Consider the following 14,760-nt stretch of genomic DNA (forward strand, 5'->3'; position numbering starts at 1 on the left):
TCTGACAGGAAACCATCCTACATTGGATTTCGTCTAAAGTTGAGCCGAGTCACGGAACGCGGTCCGCCGGCTACGGCTGGCCGTATCCGTCCAGGAAGGTGCCGATGCGGGTGACGGCGTCCCGGAGATCGCCGACCGCCGGCAGGGTCACCACCCGGAAGTGATCGGGCTCCGGCCAGTTGAAGCCGGTGCCGTGGACGACCATGATCTTCTCCTGCCGCAGCAGGTCCAGGACCAGCTGCCGGTCGTCCTTGACCTTGAAGACCTTCGGGTCCAGCCGGGGGAAGAGGTACAGCGCGCCCTTGGGCCGTACGCAGCTGACGCCCGGGATCGCGGTGAGCAGGTCGTAGGCGACGTCCATCTGCTCCTTCAGCCGCCCGCCCGGCAGCACCAGGTCGTTGATCGACTGACGTCCGCCGAGCGCGGCGACCACCCCGTGCTGCCCCGGCATGTTGGCGCACAGCCGCATGTTCGCCAGGATCGTCAGGCCCTCGATATAGGAGTCGGCGTGGGCGCGCGGGCCGGAGACCGACATCCAGCCGACGCGGTAGCCGGCCACCCGGTACGCCTTCGACATGCCGTTGAAGGTGAGGGTGAGCAGATCGGGGGCGACCTTCGCGGTCGGGGTGTGCGTGGTGCCGTCGTAGAGGATCTTGTCGTAGATCTCGTCCGAGCAGACCAGCAGGTTGTGCCGGCGGGCGATGTCCGTCAGCCCCTTGAGCACCTCCTCGTCGTACACCGCGCCCGTGGGGTTGTTCGGGTTGATGACGACGATCGCCTTGGTGCGGTCGGTGACCTTGCGCTCGATGTCGGCCAGGTCGGGCATCCAGTCGGACTGCTCGTCGCAGCGGTAGTGCACCGCCGTTCCCCCGGACAGGGAGACGGCCGCCGTCCACAGCGGGTAGTCCGGGGCCGGCACCAGGACCTCGTCGCCGTCGTCCAGCAGGGCCTGCATCGCCATCACGATCAGCTCGGAGACGCCGTTGCCGATGAAGACGTGCTCGACGTCCGTCTCGATGCCGATGGTCTGGTTGTGCATCACGACCGCGCGGCGGGCGGCGAGCAGACCCTTGGCGTCGCCGTAGCCGTGCGCCGTGGAGACGTTGCGGAGGATGTCCTCCAGGATCTCCGGGGGGCACTCGAAGCCGAAGGCGGCCGGGTTGCCGGTGTTGAGCTTGAGGATGCGGTGGCCCGCCGCCTCCAGCCGCATGGCCTCTTCGAGAACCGGGCCCCGGATCTCGTAACAGACGTTGGCGAGCTTGGTCGACTGGATCACCTGCATGTCCGTGAGCTTACGGCCCCCTCGTGCCGCATGGGCGGTGTTTTCCACCACCCGGGACGCGAGGCTGCCCGGAAAGCACCGCCGAATGTCTTCCGGGTGCCTTGCGTCCCTAGAATCCGCTGACATGTCCACGGAACAGGAGTACGAAGCGGAGGCGCACGTGCCGCAGGCGGCGGGCGGCCCGCCCGGCGTCCGGCCGAACGTGTACCACCCGCTGCCGGCTCCGGCCCCCGCGTACGAGGAGTACGCCGACCCGGCCGCCGCGCACGGCTGGCAGAACGACTACGACGCGACACGCGAGCTGCCCCCGGTGACCGGGGCGCCCGACGGGCCGGCCGAGCCCGCGCCGCCGGAGCTTTCCGGGGCCGGGGCGGGGCGAGCCGGGGCGCGCCGGGCCGGGCGCGGGCGGGCACGGCGGCGCGCGGCCGGACGCCGGCGCGCGGTGGTCGCCGGCGGTGCCCTCGCGGCGGTGGCCGGCACCGTCGCGGTGATCGCCGTGCTGTCCGGCACCGGCTCCCCGGACGGGTCCCGCCCCGCCGACGGCGGCCGGACCGCCGACGCCCCGACGGCGCGCGGCGACGGCACGGACGGCGAGAACGCGGGCGACGCCACGGACGGCGAGGGCGTGGGCGAGGGCACAGGCGGCGGGGGCGAGGGCACGGGCGGCGGGGGCGCCGGTGACGCCACGCCCGCCACCGTGCCGCCCGTGTCGGCCCCGGCCACCGCGACCCGCCCCGCCGCGGTCGCGCCGTCGAGCACGGCCACCCGCCCCGCCGCCCCGCGCCCGAGCGCCACCGCGAGCGGCCCGGACGGCGGCCGGCCGGTCACCACCGAGTCCCCTGCCGACCGGTCCGCCGCCCCCACGGCCACGACCTCGTCCACCGCCCCGCCGACCTACCGCCCGGGCGGCCCCCACCGCGGGCACGGTGGCCCGAGGTGGCCTCACTGACGGAGTGAGCGGAGCCGGCGCCTGGGCCGTACACGCTCCCGACACGCCCAACCACTGCTCCTGTCATGGAAGTTGGCCGCCATGGCAGGGTGATCCCATGGGTGAACAGACGTACGGTGACCACCGTGGCGGGCAGGCGGAACCCGGTCACGACGTGCTCGTCTCCGACGAGGAGCGGGAGCGGGTCGTCGAGCGCGTGCGGGACGCCCTGGCGGACGGCCGGCTGCCGCTGGACGAACTGGGCGGCCGGCTCGACCGGATCTACGCCGCCCGGACCCGGGGCGAACTGCGGGCGGCCGGGAGCGGGCTGCCCGCTCCCGGGCCCAGGGACGCGCGGGTGGTGGACGGCGCTCCCACGTCCCGGTTCGCGCTAGGCGTCTTCGGCGGGTTCCGGCGGGACGGCGGGTGGGTCGTGCCGCCCCGGTTCACCGCCTGGTCGATGTGGGGCGGCGGCCGGCTCGATCTGACCGAGGCCCGGTTCGCCGCGCCGGTGACGGTGATCCGGGCCGTGGCCCTGTGGGGCGGCATCGGGATCGTTGTGCCCGACGACATCGACCTCCAGGTCAGGGGGTTCGGCTTGTTCGGGGTGTTCGGCGGACGCGAGGGGCGGGCGCGGCGGGGAACTGCCGGTCCCGCCGCCCCGCGTGTCGTCGTCAAGGGCCTCGCCCTGTTCGGAGCCGTCGTCACCAAGCCGCCCCGGAAGTGAACCGGTTGCCACACCCGGCGGAAGCTGACCCTTCCTCATGAGGCCGACGTGCCGCCCTCCGTCGCACGGTCGAGGCAAACCTCCCGCGCGCGGTCCGAGGGAAACCCCTATGACCTGTCGTGACTTCTTGTCCCCGCCCCTCCGCACTGTCGACAATGCGCATGACAACAGTGTGGGCGACCGGAAAACCTCCGGTCGCCCCCGTCGTAAGAGGGGACCCCCACGTGAACAAGCCTCTCCTGGCCGCGCTCTCGGCCGTGGCCACCATCGGTCTGGGCGCCACCCCGGCGCTGGCCGCCCCGCACGCCCCCGCCGCGCAGACCACCGCCCCGCACTCCGCCAAGGCCGCCGCGGTCACCGTCGACTTCGCCGGCACCGTCTCGCTCAGCAACTGCTCCGGCTCCGTCATCCGCTTCCCGGGCTCCGCCGACACCGACCCGGCGCTCGTGCTGACCAACGGGCACTGCCTGGAGACCGGCATGCCGAGCGCCGGCCAGGTCATCACCGGCCAGTCCTCCAGCCGTACCTTCGGCCTGCTGAACTCCGCCGGCACCAAGATCGCCACTCTCCGGGCCAACCAGGTCGTGTACTCGACGATGACCGACACGGACGTCACGATCTACCGCACCACCACCACGTACGCGGCGATCAAGAGCTCGTACGGCATCAGCCCGCTCACCGTGCAGGACACCCACCCGGTGGCCGGCACCGCCATCAAGGTGGTCTCCGGCTACTGGAAGCGCATCTACAGCTGCAACGTCGACGGGTTCGTGTACCGGCTGAAGGAGGGCGACTGGACCTTCAAGGACTCGGTCCGCTACACCTCCGCCTGCAACACCATCGGCGGCACCTCGGGGTCCCCGGTCATAGACGCCACCACCGGCAAGGTGGTCGCCGTCAACAACACCGGCAACGAGGACGGCCAGCGGTGCACGGTGAACAACCCGTGCGAGGTCGACGCGAGCGGCAACGTCACCGTCCGCCAGGGCATCAACTACGCCCAGGAGACCTACAACATCCCGGCCTGCTTCACCACCGGCAACAAGCTCAACCTGAGCGCGGCCGGTTGCACGCTGCCCAAGCCGTAAACGCGGTTCACAGCGGTGTCCGGCGGACGGACCGGCCCGGCAGGGCATCCGTCCGCCGGCCGTCCTCGATGACGAACCGGCCGTCGACCAGCACATACGGGATCCCGGTCGGCAGCCGGCGCGGCTCGGCGAAGGTGGCGCCGGGCGCGACCGTCCGCGGGTCGAACAGCACCAGGTCGGCCCGGTACCCCTCGCGCACCAGCCCGCGGTCCGGCAGCCGCAGCCGCGCCGCCGGCCGGGAGGTGAGGTGGGCCACGCACTCCTCCAGCGACAGCACGCCCAACTCCCGCACATAGTGGCCGAGATAGCGCGGGAACGTGCCGTACGCCCGGGGGTGCGGCTTGCTGCCGCGCAGGATGCCGTCGGAGCCGCCGGTGTGCGCGCGGTGCCGCATGATCGCGCGGACGTTCTCCTCGTGGCCCACGTGCTGGAGGATCGTCGTACCGAGCCGGTCGCGCACCAGCAGCCGGCGGGCCGTGTCCCAGGGGGCCTCGCCGCGCAGGTCCGCCGCCTCCCGGACGGTACGGCCCACGAAGTCGCCGAGGGCCGGGTCGGCCACCCCGGAGATCTCGATCGTCTCCCACTCGACCGGCACGCCGTGGCAGCCGTCCGAGCCGGTGACCTCCAGGTCGTGCCGGATCCGCCCGGCCGTCGCCGGGTCGGTGAGCCGGGCCAGGATCTCCTCCGGGCCGCCCTCGCTCGCCCAGCTCGGCAGCAGCGCGGCGAGGGTGGTGCAGCCGGGGGTGTAGGGATAGGTGTCCAGGGTGATGTCCGCGCCCGCCTGAAGAGCCCGGTCCAGCAGGGCCAGCAGCTCGGGCGCCCGGCCCTTGTTCACCCCGAAGTTCATCGTCGCGTGCGCGAGGTGCAGCGGACAGTCCGCCTCCCGGGTGAGGGCGACCATCTCGGCGTACGCCTCCAGCGCGCCGACGCCGTAGGAGCGGTGGTGCGGGCAGTAGTAGCCGCCATAGGAGCCCACCACCCGGCACAGCTCGGTCAGTTCGGCGTCGCGCGCGTACATGCCCGGGGTGTACGTCAGCCCCGACGACAGGCCCACCGCGCCCTGCTCCAGCCCTTCCGCGACCAGCCGCCGCATCCGGCCCAGTTCCGCCGGGGTGGCCGCGCGGTCCTCCCAGCCGACCACGAGCGCCCGGACCGTGCCCTGGGGGATCAGGTAGGCCGCGTTCACGGCGATGCCGCGATCCAGCCGGTCCAGGTACCCGCCCACCGAACGCCAGTCGAAGTCGATGTCGTCGCCGTACCCGTTCCACCCGGTGATCGCCCGCCGCACCTCCTCCAGCGTGCGGTCGTCCACCGGGGCGTACGACAGCCCGTCCTGGCCGAGGACCTCCAGCGTGACCCCCTGCGCGGCCTTCGCGCTGTGGTCGGGGTCGCGCAGCAGGGCGAGGTCGGAGTGGGCGTGCATGTCGATGAAGCCGGGGGAGAGGACCAGGCCCTCCGCGTCGATCTCCCGTGTGGCGCGCGGCCGCTGGCAGCCCGCGGCGGCGGCCTCCTTGACGATCGAGACGATGCGGCCCGCGTCGATCACGACATCGGCGCGGTACGCGTCCGCGCCGCTGCCGTCGACGACGTCGGCGTCCCGGATGACCAGGTCCTCCACGCGGGCCTCCTAGAAGAACGTACGGATGTAGTCCACGACCGTGCCGTCCGCCTCGGCCACCGGGATCAGCTGCCACTTGTCGAACGACGTGCACGGGTGGGACAGGCCGAAGCCGATCCAGTCGCCCACCTCGACGTCCGCCTCCGGGTCCGTGCGCAGCCAGGTGTGCTGGTCGGACAGCCCGGTGACGGTGATGCCGGCGGCCGGGCGCTCCTCGCCGCCCCGGCGTACCACCTGGGCGGTCGGCAGGTCCAGGTCGTAGGCCGCGTCGCGCTTGCCCGCGTTGGCGAAGGCCTGCTCGGCGGTCGGCCGGGAGACGACCTGCGCCCACAGCCGGAAGGCGGGTTCCAGCGCGCCCTCCTCGGGGACCCGGCCGAACGGGGTGAGCCGGTGGTAGTGCCCGTCGTCGTGCGAGACGTACGCGCCGGAGCGCAGCAGCTTCAGCACCGGCCTGGACAGCCCGGGGATCTCGGCGAAGACGTCGGCGACCGCGTCGAACCAGGCGCTGCCGCCCGCGCTCACCACGATCTCGTCGGCCTCGCCGAACCGTCCGGCACCGTCCAGCCCGGCGGCCAGCGCCACCAGCCGCCGCAGATACGACCGCACCCGCTCGGGATCGGCCTTCGGCACCTCGCCCTCGTACCCCGCCACGCCGACCAGGCGCAGGGTCGGTGCGGCGGCCACGGCGGCGGCGACCTCCCCGGCCTCCGCCTCCGTACGCACCCCCGTGCGCGCCCCCTCGCCCGCGCCCAGCTCGATCACGACGTCCACCGGGCGGGCCGCGCCGGCGAGGGCCGCGTCCATCAGCTCCACCCCGCGCACCGAGTCGACGTAGGCGATGAACCGGAACTCCGGGTCGGCGGCCAGCTCGGCGGCGAGCCAGCGCAGGGCGGAGGCGTCCACCAGCTCGTTGGCGAGGAAGACCCGCCGGACGCCGAACGCCCGGGCGACGCGCACCTGGTGGGGCAGCGCGAGCGTGATCCCCCAGGCGCCGTGCTCGATCTGGCGGTGGAAGAGCTGCGGGGCCATGGAGGTCTTGCCGTGCGGGGCGAAGGCCAGGCCGTGCCGGGCGGTGTACGTCTCCATCAGCGCGAGGTTGTGCGCCAGGCGCTCGGCGGACAGCGCGAGGACCGGGGTGGTGAAGCCGCCGCCGTCCCGGTCGCCGTCGTGGAAGAGATTGCGGCGCTGGGCGGCCAGCTCGGCGACGGTCAGGCCGTAGGCGTCCGGCGGGAGGCCCTTGAAGCGGTGGTCGACGTGTTCCTCGGCGAGGCGGGTGAGCGCTTCGGTGCCCATGGAGCCCCTCTCAGGCGTTGCGTATTCTGCAACGACCATTGCGTCTAGTGCTTACTGGTGTCTAGCATCTCGCCGAACACCGGGTCAACGGATCCGTCGCCCTGGCGATCGACAGGAGTCATCATCAACGACGCTGCTTACGCCCCGGCCGTCGCGCCCCCGCGGCCCGTCACGGACGTGGACGTGGCGGCGCTCGGCGAGTCCATGGTCACCTTCCTGCCCACCCGCCCCGGCCGCCTCGCCGACGTCCCCTCCTTCCAGCGGGCCATCGGCGGCGCCGAGTCCAACGTGGCCTGCGCCCTGGCCGCCTTCGGGCACCCGGCACGCTGGGTCAGCCGGGTCGGCGCGGACGGCTTCGGCGACCACCTGGTGGAACGGATCGCCGGGTACGGAGTCGACGTCACCGCCGTCCGCCGGGACCCCGGCCGGCCCACCGGCGTGTACTTCCGCACCGCCGGGGACCGCGGGACGGGCGCGCACGAGGTGGCGTACTACCGGGCCGGATCGGCCGCCTCCGCGATGTCCGTGGGGAACGTGGACCTGGCGGCGGCCCGCGCGGCCCGGGTGCTGCACCTGTCCGGGATCACGGCCGCGCTGTCGGCGGAGTGCCGGGAGCTGCTGTACGAGCTGACGGCCCCTGGTCCGGGACGCCCGCCGGTGTCCTTCGACGTCAATCACCGGCCCGGGCTGTGGCGGGACGGCGAGGGCGCCGACGTCCTGCTGGAGCTGGCCCGGCGCGCGGACATCGTGTTCGTGGGCGAGGACGAGGCCGCCCACGCCTGGGGCGTCACCGGCGGACCAGCCGCCGTCCGCCGGCTGCTGCCCGAACCGCACGTGCTGGTCGTGAAGGAGGGAGCGCGCGGCGCCACGGCCTTCACCCGGGACCTGCCCGACGGCACCTTCCACCCCGCCCTGCACACCGTCGTCGTGGCCACCACCGGCGCCGGAGACGCCTTCGCCGCCGGCTTCCTCTCCGCCACCCTGCGCGGACTCCCCGTCAAGGCCCGCCTGAGGTACGGCCACCTCTTCGCCGCCGCCACTCTCACCACCCCCGGCGACCTGGCCGCACCCCCCGACCGCGACCACGCCGACCGCCTCGCCGCCCTCGACGACGGCGCATGGGAGAGACTTCGACTCGGCCCCGGCTGGACACGAGCCGAGCGGGCCGAGGAGGAGGCGAACATCCCATGAGCCAGACCGTCGACCGCGCCCTGAGCATCCTGCCGCTGCTCGCCGAGGGCCCCGCCGACCTGGGGCAGGTCGCCGACCGCCTCGGCGTGCACAAGTCCACCGCCCTGCGCCTGCTGCGCACCCTGCACGAACACGGCCTGGTCTACCGCCAGTCCGACCAGCGCTACCGCCTCGGCGCCCGGCTCTTCGCGCTCGCCCAGGAGGCGATGGAGAACCTCGACATCCGCGAGATCGCCCACCCCCACCTCGTCCGGCTCAACGAACAGTGCGGACACACCGTCCACCTCGCCGTGTACGAGGAGAACGAGGTGCTGTACATCGACAAGGTGGAGAGCCGCTACCCGGTCCGCATGTACTCCCGGATCGGCAAGCCGGTGGCCATCACCGTCGCCGCCGTCGCCAAGCTGCTCCTGGCCGACCTGCCCGAACCAGAGCGCCGCGCCCTCGCCGAGCAGCTCGACTACCCCCTCTACACGGCCCGTTCGACCCCCCACGCCGAGGCCTTCCTGAAGGAACTGGCCACGGTGCGCGAACAGGGCTGGGCCACCGACCTCGGTGGCCACGAGGAGTCCATCAACTGCGTCGCCGCCCCCGTGCGCGGCGCCGACGGCCGGGTGGTCGCCGCCATGTCGGTCTCCGCGCCGAACGTGGTCGTCACCGCCGAGGAACTCCTCAGCCTGCTCCCGCTGGTCCGCCGCACGGCGGACGCCATCAGCGGCGAGTACTCCGGAAGAACGCCAGTGAAGGGCACCCCCGCATGACCGAGAAGATCGCGCTCACCCCGAAGACCCACACCACCCCGCCCGCGAAGTTCTCGCACGGCGTGAGGAAGGGCAACATCCTCCAGGTCGCCGGCCAGGTCGGCTTCCTGCCCGCCGAGGAGGGCAAGCCCCCGACGCCGGCCGGCCCCACCCTGCGCGAGCAGACCCTCCAGACCCTCGCCAACGTCAAGGCGATCCTGGAGGAGGGCGGCGCCACCTGGGACGACGTGATGATGATCCGCGTCTACCTCACGGACGTGGACCACTTCGCCGAGATGAACGACATCTACAACGCCTACTTCGAGGAACAGGGCCTGACCCAGCCGCCCGCCGCCCGCACGACGGTCTACGTCGGTCTGCCGGCCGGCCTCCTCATCGAGATCGACGCGCTCGCCGTACTGGGCTGACGCGCGCCGACTTCCCCTTTCTGTACGTACGTCCGCACGGCACGGCACTCCCCGGGGTGCCGTGCCGCGCTCCTCCCTGCCCGAAAGCAGCATGCATTTACGAAGAGGACCCCCGTATGTCCTTCCCGCTCGCCGCCCCCACGCCCACCGCGCCACCCCACACCGGGGGCCTGCTCCTCCTGATCGACGGCACGCCCGGTCTGCTCACGGTCGCCGCCCTCGGCATGGCCCTCCTGCTCTTCCTGATCATCAAGGTCCGGCTCCAGCCCTTCGTGGCCCTCCTCGCCGTCTCCATAGCCGTCGGCCTGCTGGCCGGCCTCTCGGTCACCGAACTCTTCGGCACCGTCCAGCGCTCCGACGCCGTCTCCACCGTCGAGTCCGGCATGGGCGGCATCCTCGGCCACGTCGCCATCATCATCGGCCTCGGCACGATGCTCGGCGCGATCCTCGAAGTGAGCGGCGGCGCCGAGGTACTGGCCGCACGCCTGCTGGCCCTGTTCGGCGAGAAGCGGGCCCCGCTCGCCATGGGCCTCACCGGCCTGCTGTTCGGCATCCCGGTCTTCTTCGACGTGGGCATCTTCGTCCTCGCGCCCATCGTCTACGCGGCAGCGAAACGATCCGGCAAGTCGGTGCTGCTCTACTGCCTCCCGCTGCTCGCCGGCCTGTCCATGACCCACGCCTTCCTGCCGCCGCACCCCGGCCCGGTCGCCGCCGCCGGACTGCTGCACGTCCAGCTCGGCTGGGTCATCCTCATGGGCGTCGTCTGCGGCCTGCCCGCCGTACTGGCCGCCTGGGCGTACGCCGCCTGGGCCGGAAAGCGGATCTTCGTCCCCGTACCGCAGGACATGGCGGAGGCGGCGGAGGAGGCGAAGCGGGCGGTGGCGGCCGAGCAGCGCGCGCAGGGCGTGACACCGAAGGAGACCCCGGTCCCCCTCGCCACGGTCCTGGCCATCATCGGCACACCCCTGCTGCTGATCCTGGCGGCCACGTTCTCCTCGATCGCCCTGGACCCCTCTGCGACGCGCTCGGTCCTGGAGTTCTTCGGCAACCCCTTCGTGGCGCTCACCCTCGCCCTGCTCCTCGCCTACTACCTCCTCGGCATCCGCCGCGGCTGGTCGCGCAAGTCGCTGGAGACGGTGTCGACCGCCTCCCTGAAGCCGGTCGGCAACATCCTGCTGGTCGTCGGCGCGGGCGGGATCTTCGGCGCCGTACTGAAGGCCGGAGGCGTCGCCCAGGCCCTGTCGGACACCTTCCACGGTGTCGGCCTGCCGGTGATCGTCCTGTCGTACCTGATCGCGCTCGTCCTGCGGGTGGCCCAGGGCTCGGCGACGGTGGCGATCGTGACGACGGCGGGCATCGTGGCCCCGCTGCTGGCGGAGGGCCGGCACTCGCAGGCGTTCGCCGCGCTCGTCATCATGGCCATCTCGGCGGGCTCCATCTTCGCCTCGCACGTCAACGACGGCGGCTTCTGGATGGTGGCCAAGTACTTCGGCATCAGCGAACGCGACACGCTGCGCAGTTGGACGGTGCTGGAATCGGTGTTGTCGCTGGCGGGGTTCGTGGTGGCGGTGGTGGCCGGGGTGTTCGTGAGCTGACCGATCCGGTGGCGTGTTCGTGAGCTGACTGGTTACGGCACAGGGAAGTCGTCCATACTGCCGCCGTGGAGCAGCGCATAGGATCGAGCAGCAAGCCGACCGGGGCCGCGGAGCCGTTGAAGGCGGAGCCGGTGAAGGCCGAGCCGTTGCCGGGCGGGCCGTTGAAGGCCGAGCCGGTGTTGGGTGCCGGTTTCGACCCGGCCTTCGTCCCGGGGATCACGGGTCCGACGCCGACCGAGGCGGGACCGGTGTCCAAGGAGCCGTCGGGGCCGCAGGACGAGGTGGCGCCGGCGGACACCGAGGAAGTCCTCGAGGAGGCCCGCGAGGAATCCGCCGGAGAACCTGCCGGAGAACTCGCCGGGGAGCCCGCCGAGGAACCTTCCGGCGAATCGGCGGCCGACGGGCCGGTCTTCGAGGCGGCGGACCGCCGGGCGCGGATCGTGGCCGACCGCAGGGGCGTCCGCCTCAGCCTGGACGAGGAGGCCTGCGAGTTCCGCTGGGACGAGATCGCCGCGGTGGAGACGGAGACGGCCCGCTTCGGCAAGCGGTACACCGTCACTGTGCACACCCCTGACCGCCGCTGGTTCCCGATCGAGATCGAGGCGACGGCCAGGGCGCGCTTCAAGGAGTGGGACGAGCAGCTGGACGCGGTGCTCGACGCCTACTTCGAGGAGGCGTAGCCGCTAGGAGCAGTACTGGGCGGCCTTGCCGATCGACCGGTACATACAGTCGGCGTTCTCCAGCAGCTGCAACACGGCGTCCTTGTTCCGGGAGGTCTCCCGCTCGATGACTTCGTCGGGCGGGTAGAACCCGCCCCCGGACGACGACGTCGGGTACATCTCGAAGGTGTAGCTGAAGATCTTCTGCGTACCCCACAGGTAGTCGTCGATCGTCCCGTCCGTGATGTACAGGTCGCTGGACTGCTCGGCGGTGTAGCCGTTGCTGGCGGCCATCTTCCGCCCGACGGCCTGGAACGCGGCGGCGTCGTCGGCGGTCATCCCCGTGGCGGTGTCCGCGTAGGTCCACCCGAACGGCCACAACACCAGCTCGCTGTAGGTGTGGAAGTCGATCCCGGCCGTGATCTGCTGCTTGCCGCCGACGACCCGGCCGCGTACGAAGTCGGCGACGACCTTCACCTCGGGCGCGGACTCGGCGGCGGACCCGCGGTAGGTCTCGGAGGACGTGGACCCCGAGGACCCGCCGCAGCAGCCCCACTTGTAGTTCCAGTTCCTGTTCAGGTCCGTCCCCACGTTCGTGGAGCCGGAGTTGGGCTGCCGGTTCTTCCGCCACGACCGGTACGACCCGCTGGCGATGTCGTACTCGCCGCCGTCCGGGTTCAGATCGGGCACGATCCAGATCTCACGGCTGTTGACGAGGTTGGTGATCCGGGAGTCGGACCCGTACCCCGCGCCGAGTTCGCGCAGCAGATACAGGGCCATCTCCACGGTGAGGTGCTCCCGGGCGTGCTGGTGCGCGGTGAACAGCACCTCGGGCTCGTTCTCGTCGGTGCCGACGTTGTCGCTGACCTTGATGGCGACGATGTCCCGCCCCTGGTACGACTTCCCGATCACCCGCTTGTTCATGATGCCCGGGTAGGCGGCGAGCCGCTGATCGATCTCGGCGTTCGCCTCCGCGTAGTTGTGGTACTTCGCGTCGGCGCTGGGAAAGTCGTAGAGCCGGGCCTGCCCGCGCTGGGGAGCGGCCCCCATGGGCTGGACGTCATACCCCATCCGGCGCAGCTTCTCGGCCTGCTCCGCCCGCCCGGAGACGACGACGCTCTCCTCGTCGGCCTCGTCGACGGTCACACCGGCGGACTGGATGGCCGTACGGGTCACGGGTGTGGTGCGCTGATGGATCTCGTACTGCCGAATGTCGTCGTCGGCCGCTCGGACCCTGCGCACACTGTCGGCGCCGGCCTGGTCGAGCCCGGCGGACACCGGCGCGGCGAGCGCGAGGGCCAGCAGCGCGCCGAGCGCGCCGGTCCGTCTGCGAAGTCGCATGAACGCTCCCTGTGGGGGTTGGAGTGGGTGTTCCCGTGCGACGTGCGGTCACGAACCTTGCGGGGGGCCGTTCGTGGGACTCCCTGTGGGTTCGCTGTGGTCTCGCTGTGCGGGTTGGCGCTCATGGTGGGGGCCGGGCATGCACAGGTCAAGTACACGGACGAGTGCGTGACGGAAACCGGCCGGGGCTTCTCAGTCCCTGGAGGCGCGGACCTTCAGGGACTCGATGAAGCGGACGAAGGCGGTGGCCGGGAAGGTGAGGGTGGCTCGGGTGGGGGCTTTGGAGTCGCGGATGGATATGTGGGGGTGGGAGTGGGCGACTTCGACGCAGTCGTTGCCCTCGCCTCCGCCGGAGAAGGACGACTTCTTCCACAAGGGGGAGGTGGTCATGCCGGTCCTCACAGCTCCTTCGCCAACTGGTGGATGAGGTCGCGCGACCGTTCGGGGGACAGCGCCTCTTCCCTCACCCTACGGAAGAGCTTGCGAAAGTGCTCCAACTGCGCTTCGGAGTCGATGAACGCCGTGCCGTGCGGAGCATCCCGTACGACGGTGTCCAGCCGGGGAACCGCCCCGCCCAGGTGCACCATGGTGCTTCCGGCGCCCGCGAAGTCGTCCAGCGCGAAGGGGATGACCCGCACGGTGACGTGGTCCGCCTCGGACACCTCCAGAATGCGGCCGAGCTGGGCCCGGGAGGCGGCGCGTCCGGCCACCCTGATACGGAGCGCCGCTTCATGGATCACGGTCTCGTACGGGGTCGGGTCCGGGCCGTCGATGACGGCTCTCCGCTTCATCCGGTGCTCCACGCGCAGAGCCACCTCGCTGTCCGGGAACTCCGGGTTCATGTAGGCGAAGAGTGCCCGGGCGTAGTCCTCCGTCTGAAGAAGACCTGGTACGTGGATGACCGCCACTTCCTTGCGGAACCGCGCATGGTGGTCCAGCTCGGCGAGATCCTGGTAGGCAGCGGGGAGGACGCCCCGGTACTCCTCCCACCAGCCACGCGTACGGTCCGTTGCCATGGCGGTCAGGGCGTTGATCAACGCGTCGTCCGTACAGGCGTAGTTGGCGGCCAGCCGCCGCACACGCTGCTCGCTCACTCCCGCGATCCCGGACTCTATCTGGCTCATCTGCACGGAGTTCGCGCCCAGCAGGGCCGCTGCCGCCGTCGCCTTGAGGCCGGCGGCCTCGCGAAGCCTCCGCAGTTCGGTGCCCAGGCGCACTTGGCGCGCTGTGGGGTTCCGTCGTGCAGGCACGTCGTCCTCTCTGGTGAGGTGACTCGTTCGGGGTCGACGTTACGCGACCCGCTTGCAGCGAATGAAAATTATGCCCTACCGTCGGTGACGTAACGAGCACGCTGCGGAAGCGCACCGCATCGTCCTGCCCTGACGCCTGCGGCAAAGCCACCGCGCTCGACTTCCCCTTCTCCTTGCTGGAGTTGATGAGGCATGCCCGAAACCGGGACAACCGAGACATGGGACTACACGCTCTACATCCCCAACGACCTCAGAGCCGTGACCGTGTGCCGCCGGACCCTGCGGGTGATCCTGGCGATGCACGAGTTGACGGCGCTCGCGGACACGGCGGAGCTGCTGGCGACGGAGTTGGTGTCGAACGCGGTACGGCATACGAAGGGGCCGGCGGCATTGCGGGTGCGGAGGTCGGCGGAGGGGCTGGTGTGGATCGGGGCGTGGGACACGGACCCGGAACCGCCCGAGCCGCCGGTGCCGTTGGGGCGGGCGCTGGAGGCGGAGGAGGGGCGGGGGCTGGGGTTGGTCGTGGCGTGCGCGGAGTACTGGGGGTGGCAGCCGTCGGCGAGGTTCGGGGACCGGGGGAAGTACGTGTGGTGCGAGTTGCCCGCCTGCTGAGCGGATGA

15 protein-coding genes are annotated in these 14,760 nt (G+C 71.7%); 9 read left to right on the forward strand and 6 right to left on the reverse strand.

The features are described 5' to 3' along the window. Window positions 1–70: 70 nt before the first annotated feature. Window positions 71–1,282, reverse strand: coding sequence for a pyridoxal phosphate-dependent aminotransferase (locus tag IE251_RS01585; RefSeq protein ID WP_030778686.1), 1,212 nt, complete (start codon window positions 1,280–1,282; stop codon window positions 71–73). A gap of 124 nt (window positions 1,283–1,406) precedes the next feature. Between IE251_RS01585 and IE251_RS01590 the strand changes: the two genes are divergently transcribed. From IE251_RS01590 to IE251_RS01600, 3 genes are all read left to right on the forward strand, one after another. Next, window positions 1,407–2,231: a hypothetical protein gene (locus IE251_RS01590; protein WP_189751079.1), complete on the forward strand. Its 825-nt coding sequence runs from the start codon at window positions 1,407–1,409 to the stop codon at window positions 2,229–2,231. A gap of 97 nt (window positions 2,232–2,328) precedes the next feature. Continuing rightward, complete coding sequence (locus tag IE251_RS01595) at window positions 2,329–2,937, forward strand: DUF1707 SHOCT-like domain-containing protein (protein WP_189751080.1); 609 nt, start codon at window positions 2,329–2,331, stop codon at window positions 2,935–2,937. A gap of 224 nt (window positions 2,938–3,161) precedes the next feature. Further along, a complete protein-coding gene (locus IE251_RS01600; protein ID WP_189751081.1) occupies window positions 3,162–4,025 on the forward strand; it encodes a S1 family peptidase in 864 nt (287 codons plus the stop codon). Between the two features lie 7 nt (window positions 4,026–4,032). Here IE251_RS01600 and IE251_RS01605 read toward each other — a convergent pair whose 3' ends face one another. Together IE251_RS01605 and IE251_RS01610 are read right to left on the reverse strand one after the other, a co-directional pair. Beyond that, window positions 4,033–5,643 carry an N-acyl-D-amino-acid deacylase family protein gene (locus IE251_RS01605; protein WP_189751082.1) on the reverse strand — a complete coding sequence of 537 codons (1,611 nt, stop codon included), beginning with the start codon at window positions 5,641–5,643 and terminating at the stop codon, window positions 4,033–4,035. 9 nt (window positions 5,644–5,652) lie between these two features. Continuing rightward, complete coding sequence (locus tag IE251_RS01610; protein WP_189751083.1) at window positions 5,653–6,936, reverse strand: amino acid deaminase; 1,284 nt, start codon at window positions 6,934–6,936, stop codon at window positions 5,653–5,655. A 204-nt stretch (window positions 6,937–7,140) separates the two neighbouring features. Between IE251_RS01610 and IE251_RS01615 the strand changes: the two genes are divergently transcribed. The 5 genes from IE251_RS01615 (at window position 7,141) to IE251_RS01635 (ending at window position 11,570) form a co-directional block, all read left to right on the forward strand. Beyond that, window positions 7,141–8,127, forward strand: coding sequence for a sugar kinase (locus IE251_RS01615; protein ID WP_229896552.1), 987 nt, complete (start codon window positions 7,141–7,143; stop codon window positions 8,125–8,127). Continuing rightward, window positions 8,124–8,888 (forward strand): IclR family transcriptional regulator, encoded by a 765-nt coding sequence (locus tag IE251_RS01620; RefSeq protein WP_189751084.1) that lies wholly within the window; start codon window positions 8,124–8,126, stop codon window positions 8,886–8,888. Before IE251_RS01615 ends, IE251_RS01620 begins: the two co-directional genes overlap by 4 nt. Then, window positions 8,885–9,295, forward strand: coding sequence for a RidA family protein (locus IE251_RS01625; RefSeq protein ID WP_189751085.1), 411 nt, complete (start codon window positions 8,885–8,887; stop codon window positions 9,293–9,295). Before IE251_RS01620 ends, IE251_RS01625 begins: the two co-directional genes overlap by 4 nt. A gap of 116 nt (window positions 9,296–9,411) precedes the next feature. Further along, complete coding sequence (locus IE251_RS01630) at window positions 9,412–10,890, forward strand: GntP family permease (RefSeq protein ID WP_189751086.1); 1,479 nt, start codon at window positions 9,412–9,414, stop codon at window positions 10,888–10,890. 65 nt (window positions 10,891–10,955) lie between these two features. Beyond that, entirely contained in the window at window positions 10,956–11,570 is a 615-nt protein-coding gene (locus IE251_RS01635) for a hypothetical protein (RefSeq protein ID WP_373301955.1), read from the forward strand. 3 nt (window positions 11,571–11,573) lie between these two features. Here the strand turns inward: IE251_RS01635 and IE251_RS01640 are convergent, their stop codons facing one another. From IE251_RS01640 to IE251_RS01650, 3 genes are all read right to left on the reverse strand, one after another. Further along, entirely contained in the window at window positions 11,574–12,890 is a 1,317-nt protein-coding gene (locus IE251_RS01640) for a M14 family metallopeptidase (protein ID WP_189751087.1), read from the reverse strand. A gap of 192 nt (window positions 12,891–13,082) precedes the next feature. After that, window positions 13,083–13,280, reverse strand: a complete 198-nt coding sequence (locus IE251_RS01645) for a DUF397 domain-containing protein (protein ID WP_189751088.1) — start codon at window positions 13,278–13,280, stop codon at window positions 13,083–13,085. 8 nt (window positions 13,281–13,288) lie between these two features. Next, complete coding sequence (locus IE251_RS01650) at window positions 13,289–14,140, reverse strand: DUF5753 domain-containing protein (protein WP_189751089.1); 852 nt, start codon at window positions 14,138–14,140, stop codon at window positions 13,289–13,291. Window positions 14,141–14,332: 192 nt separating this feature from the next. Here IE251_RS01650 and IE251_RS01655 point away from each other — a divergent pair, with 192 nt between their 5' ends. Next, complete coding sequence (locus IE251_RS01655; protein WP_189751090.1) at window positions 14,333–14,752, forward strand: ATP-binding protein; 420 nt, start codon at window positions 14,333–14,335, stop codon at window positions 14,750–14,752. Window positions 14,753–14,760: the final 8 nt, after the last annotated feature.

Source organism: Streptomyces eurythermus, assembly GCF_014649115.1.
GTDB lineage: Bacteria > Actinomycetota > Actinomycetes > Streptomycetales > Streptomycetaceae > Streptomyces > Streptomyces eurythermus.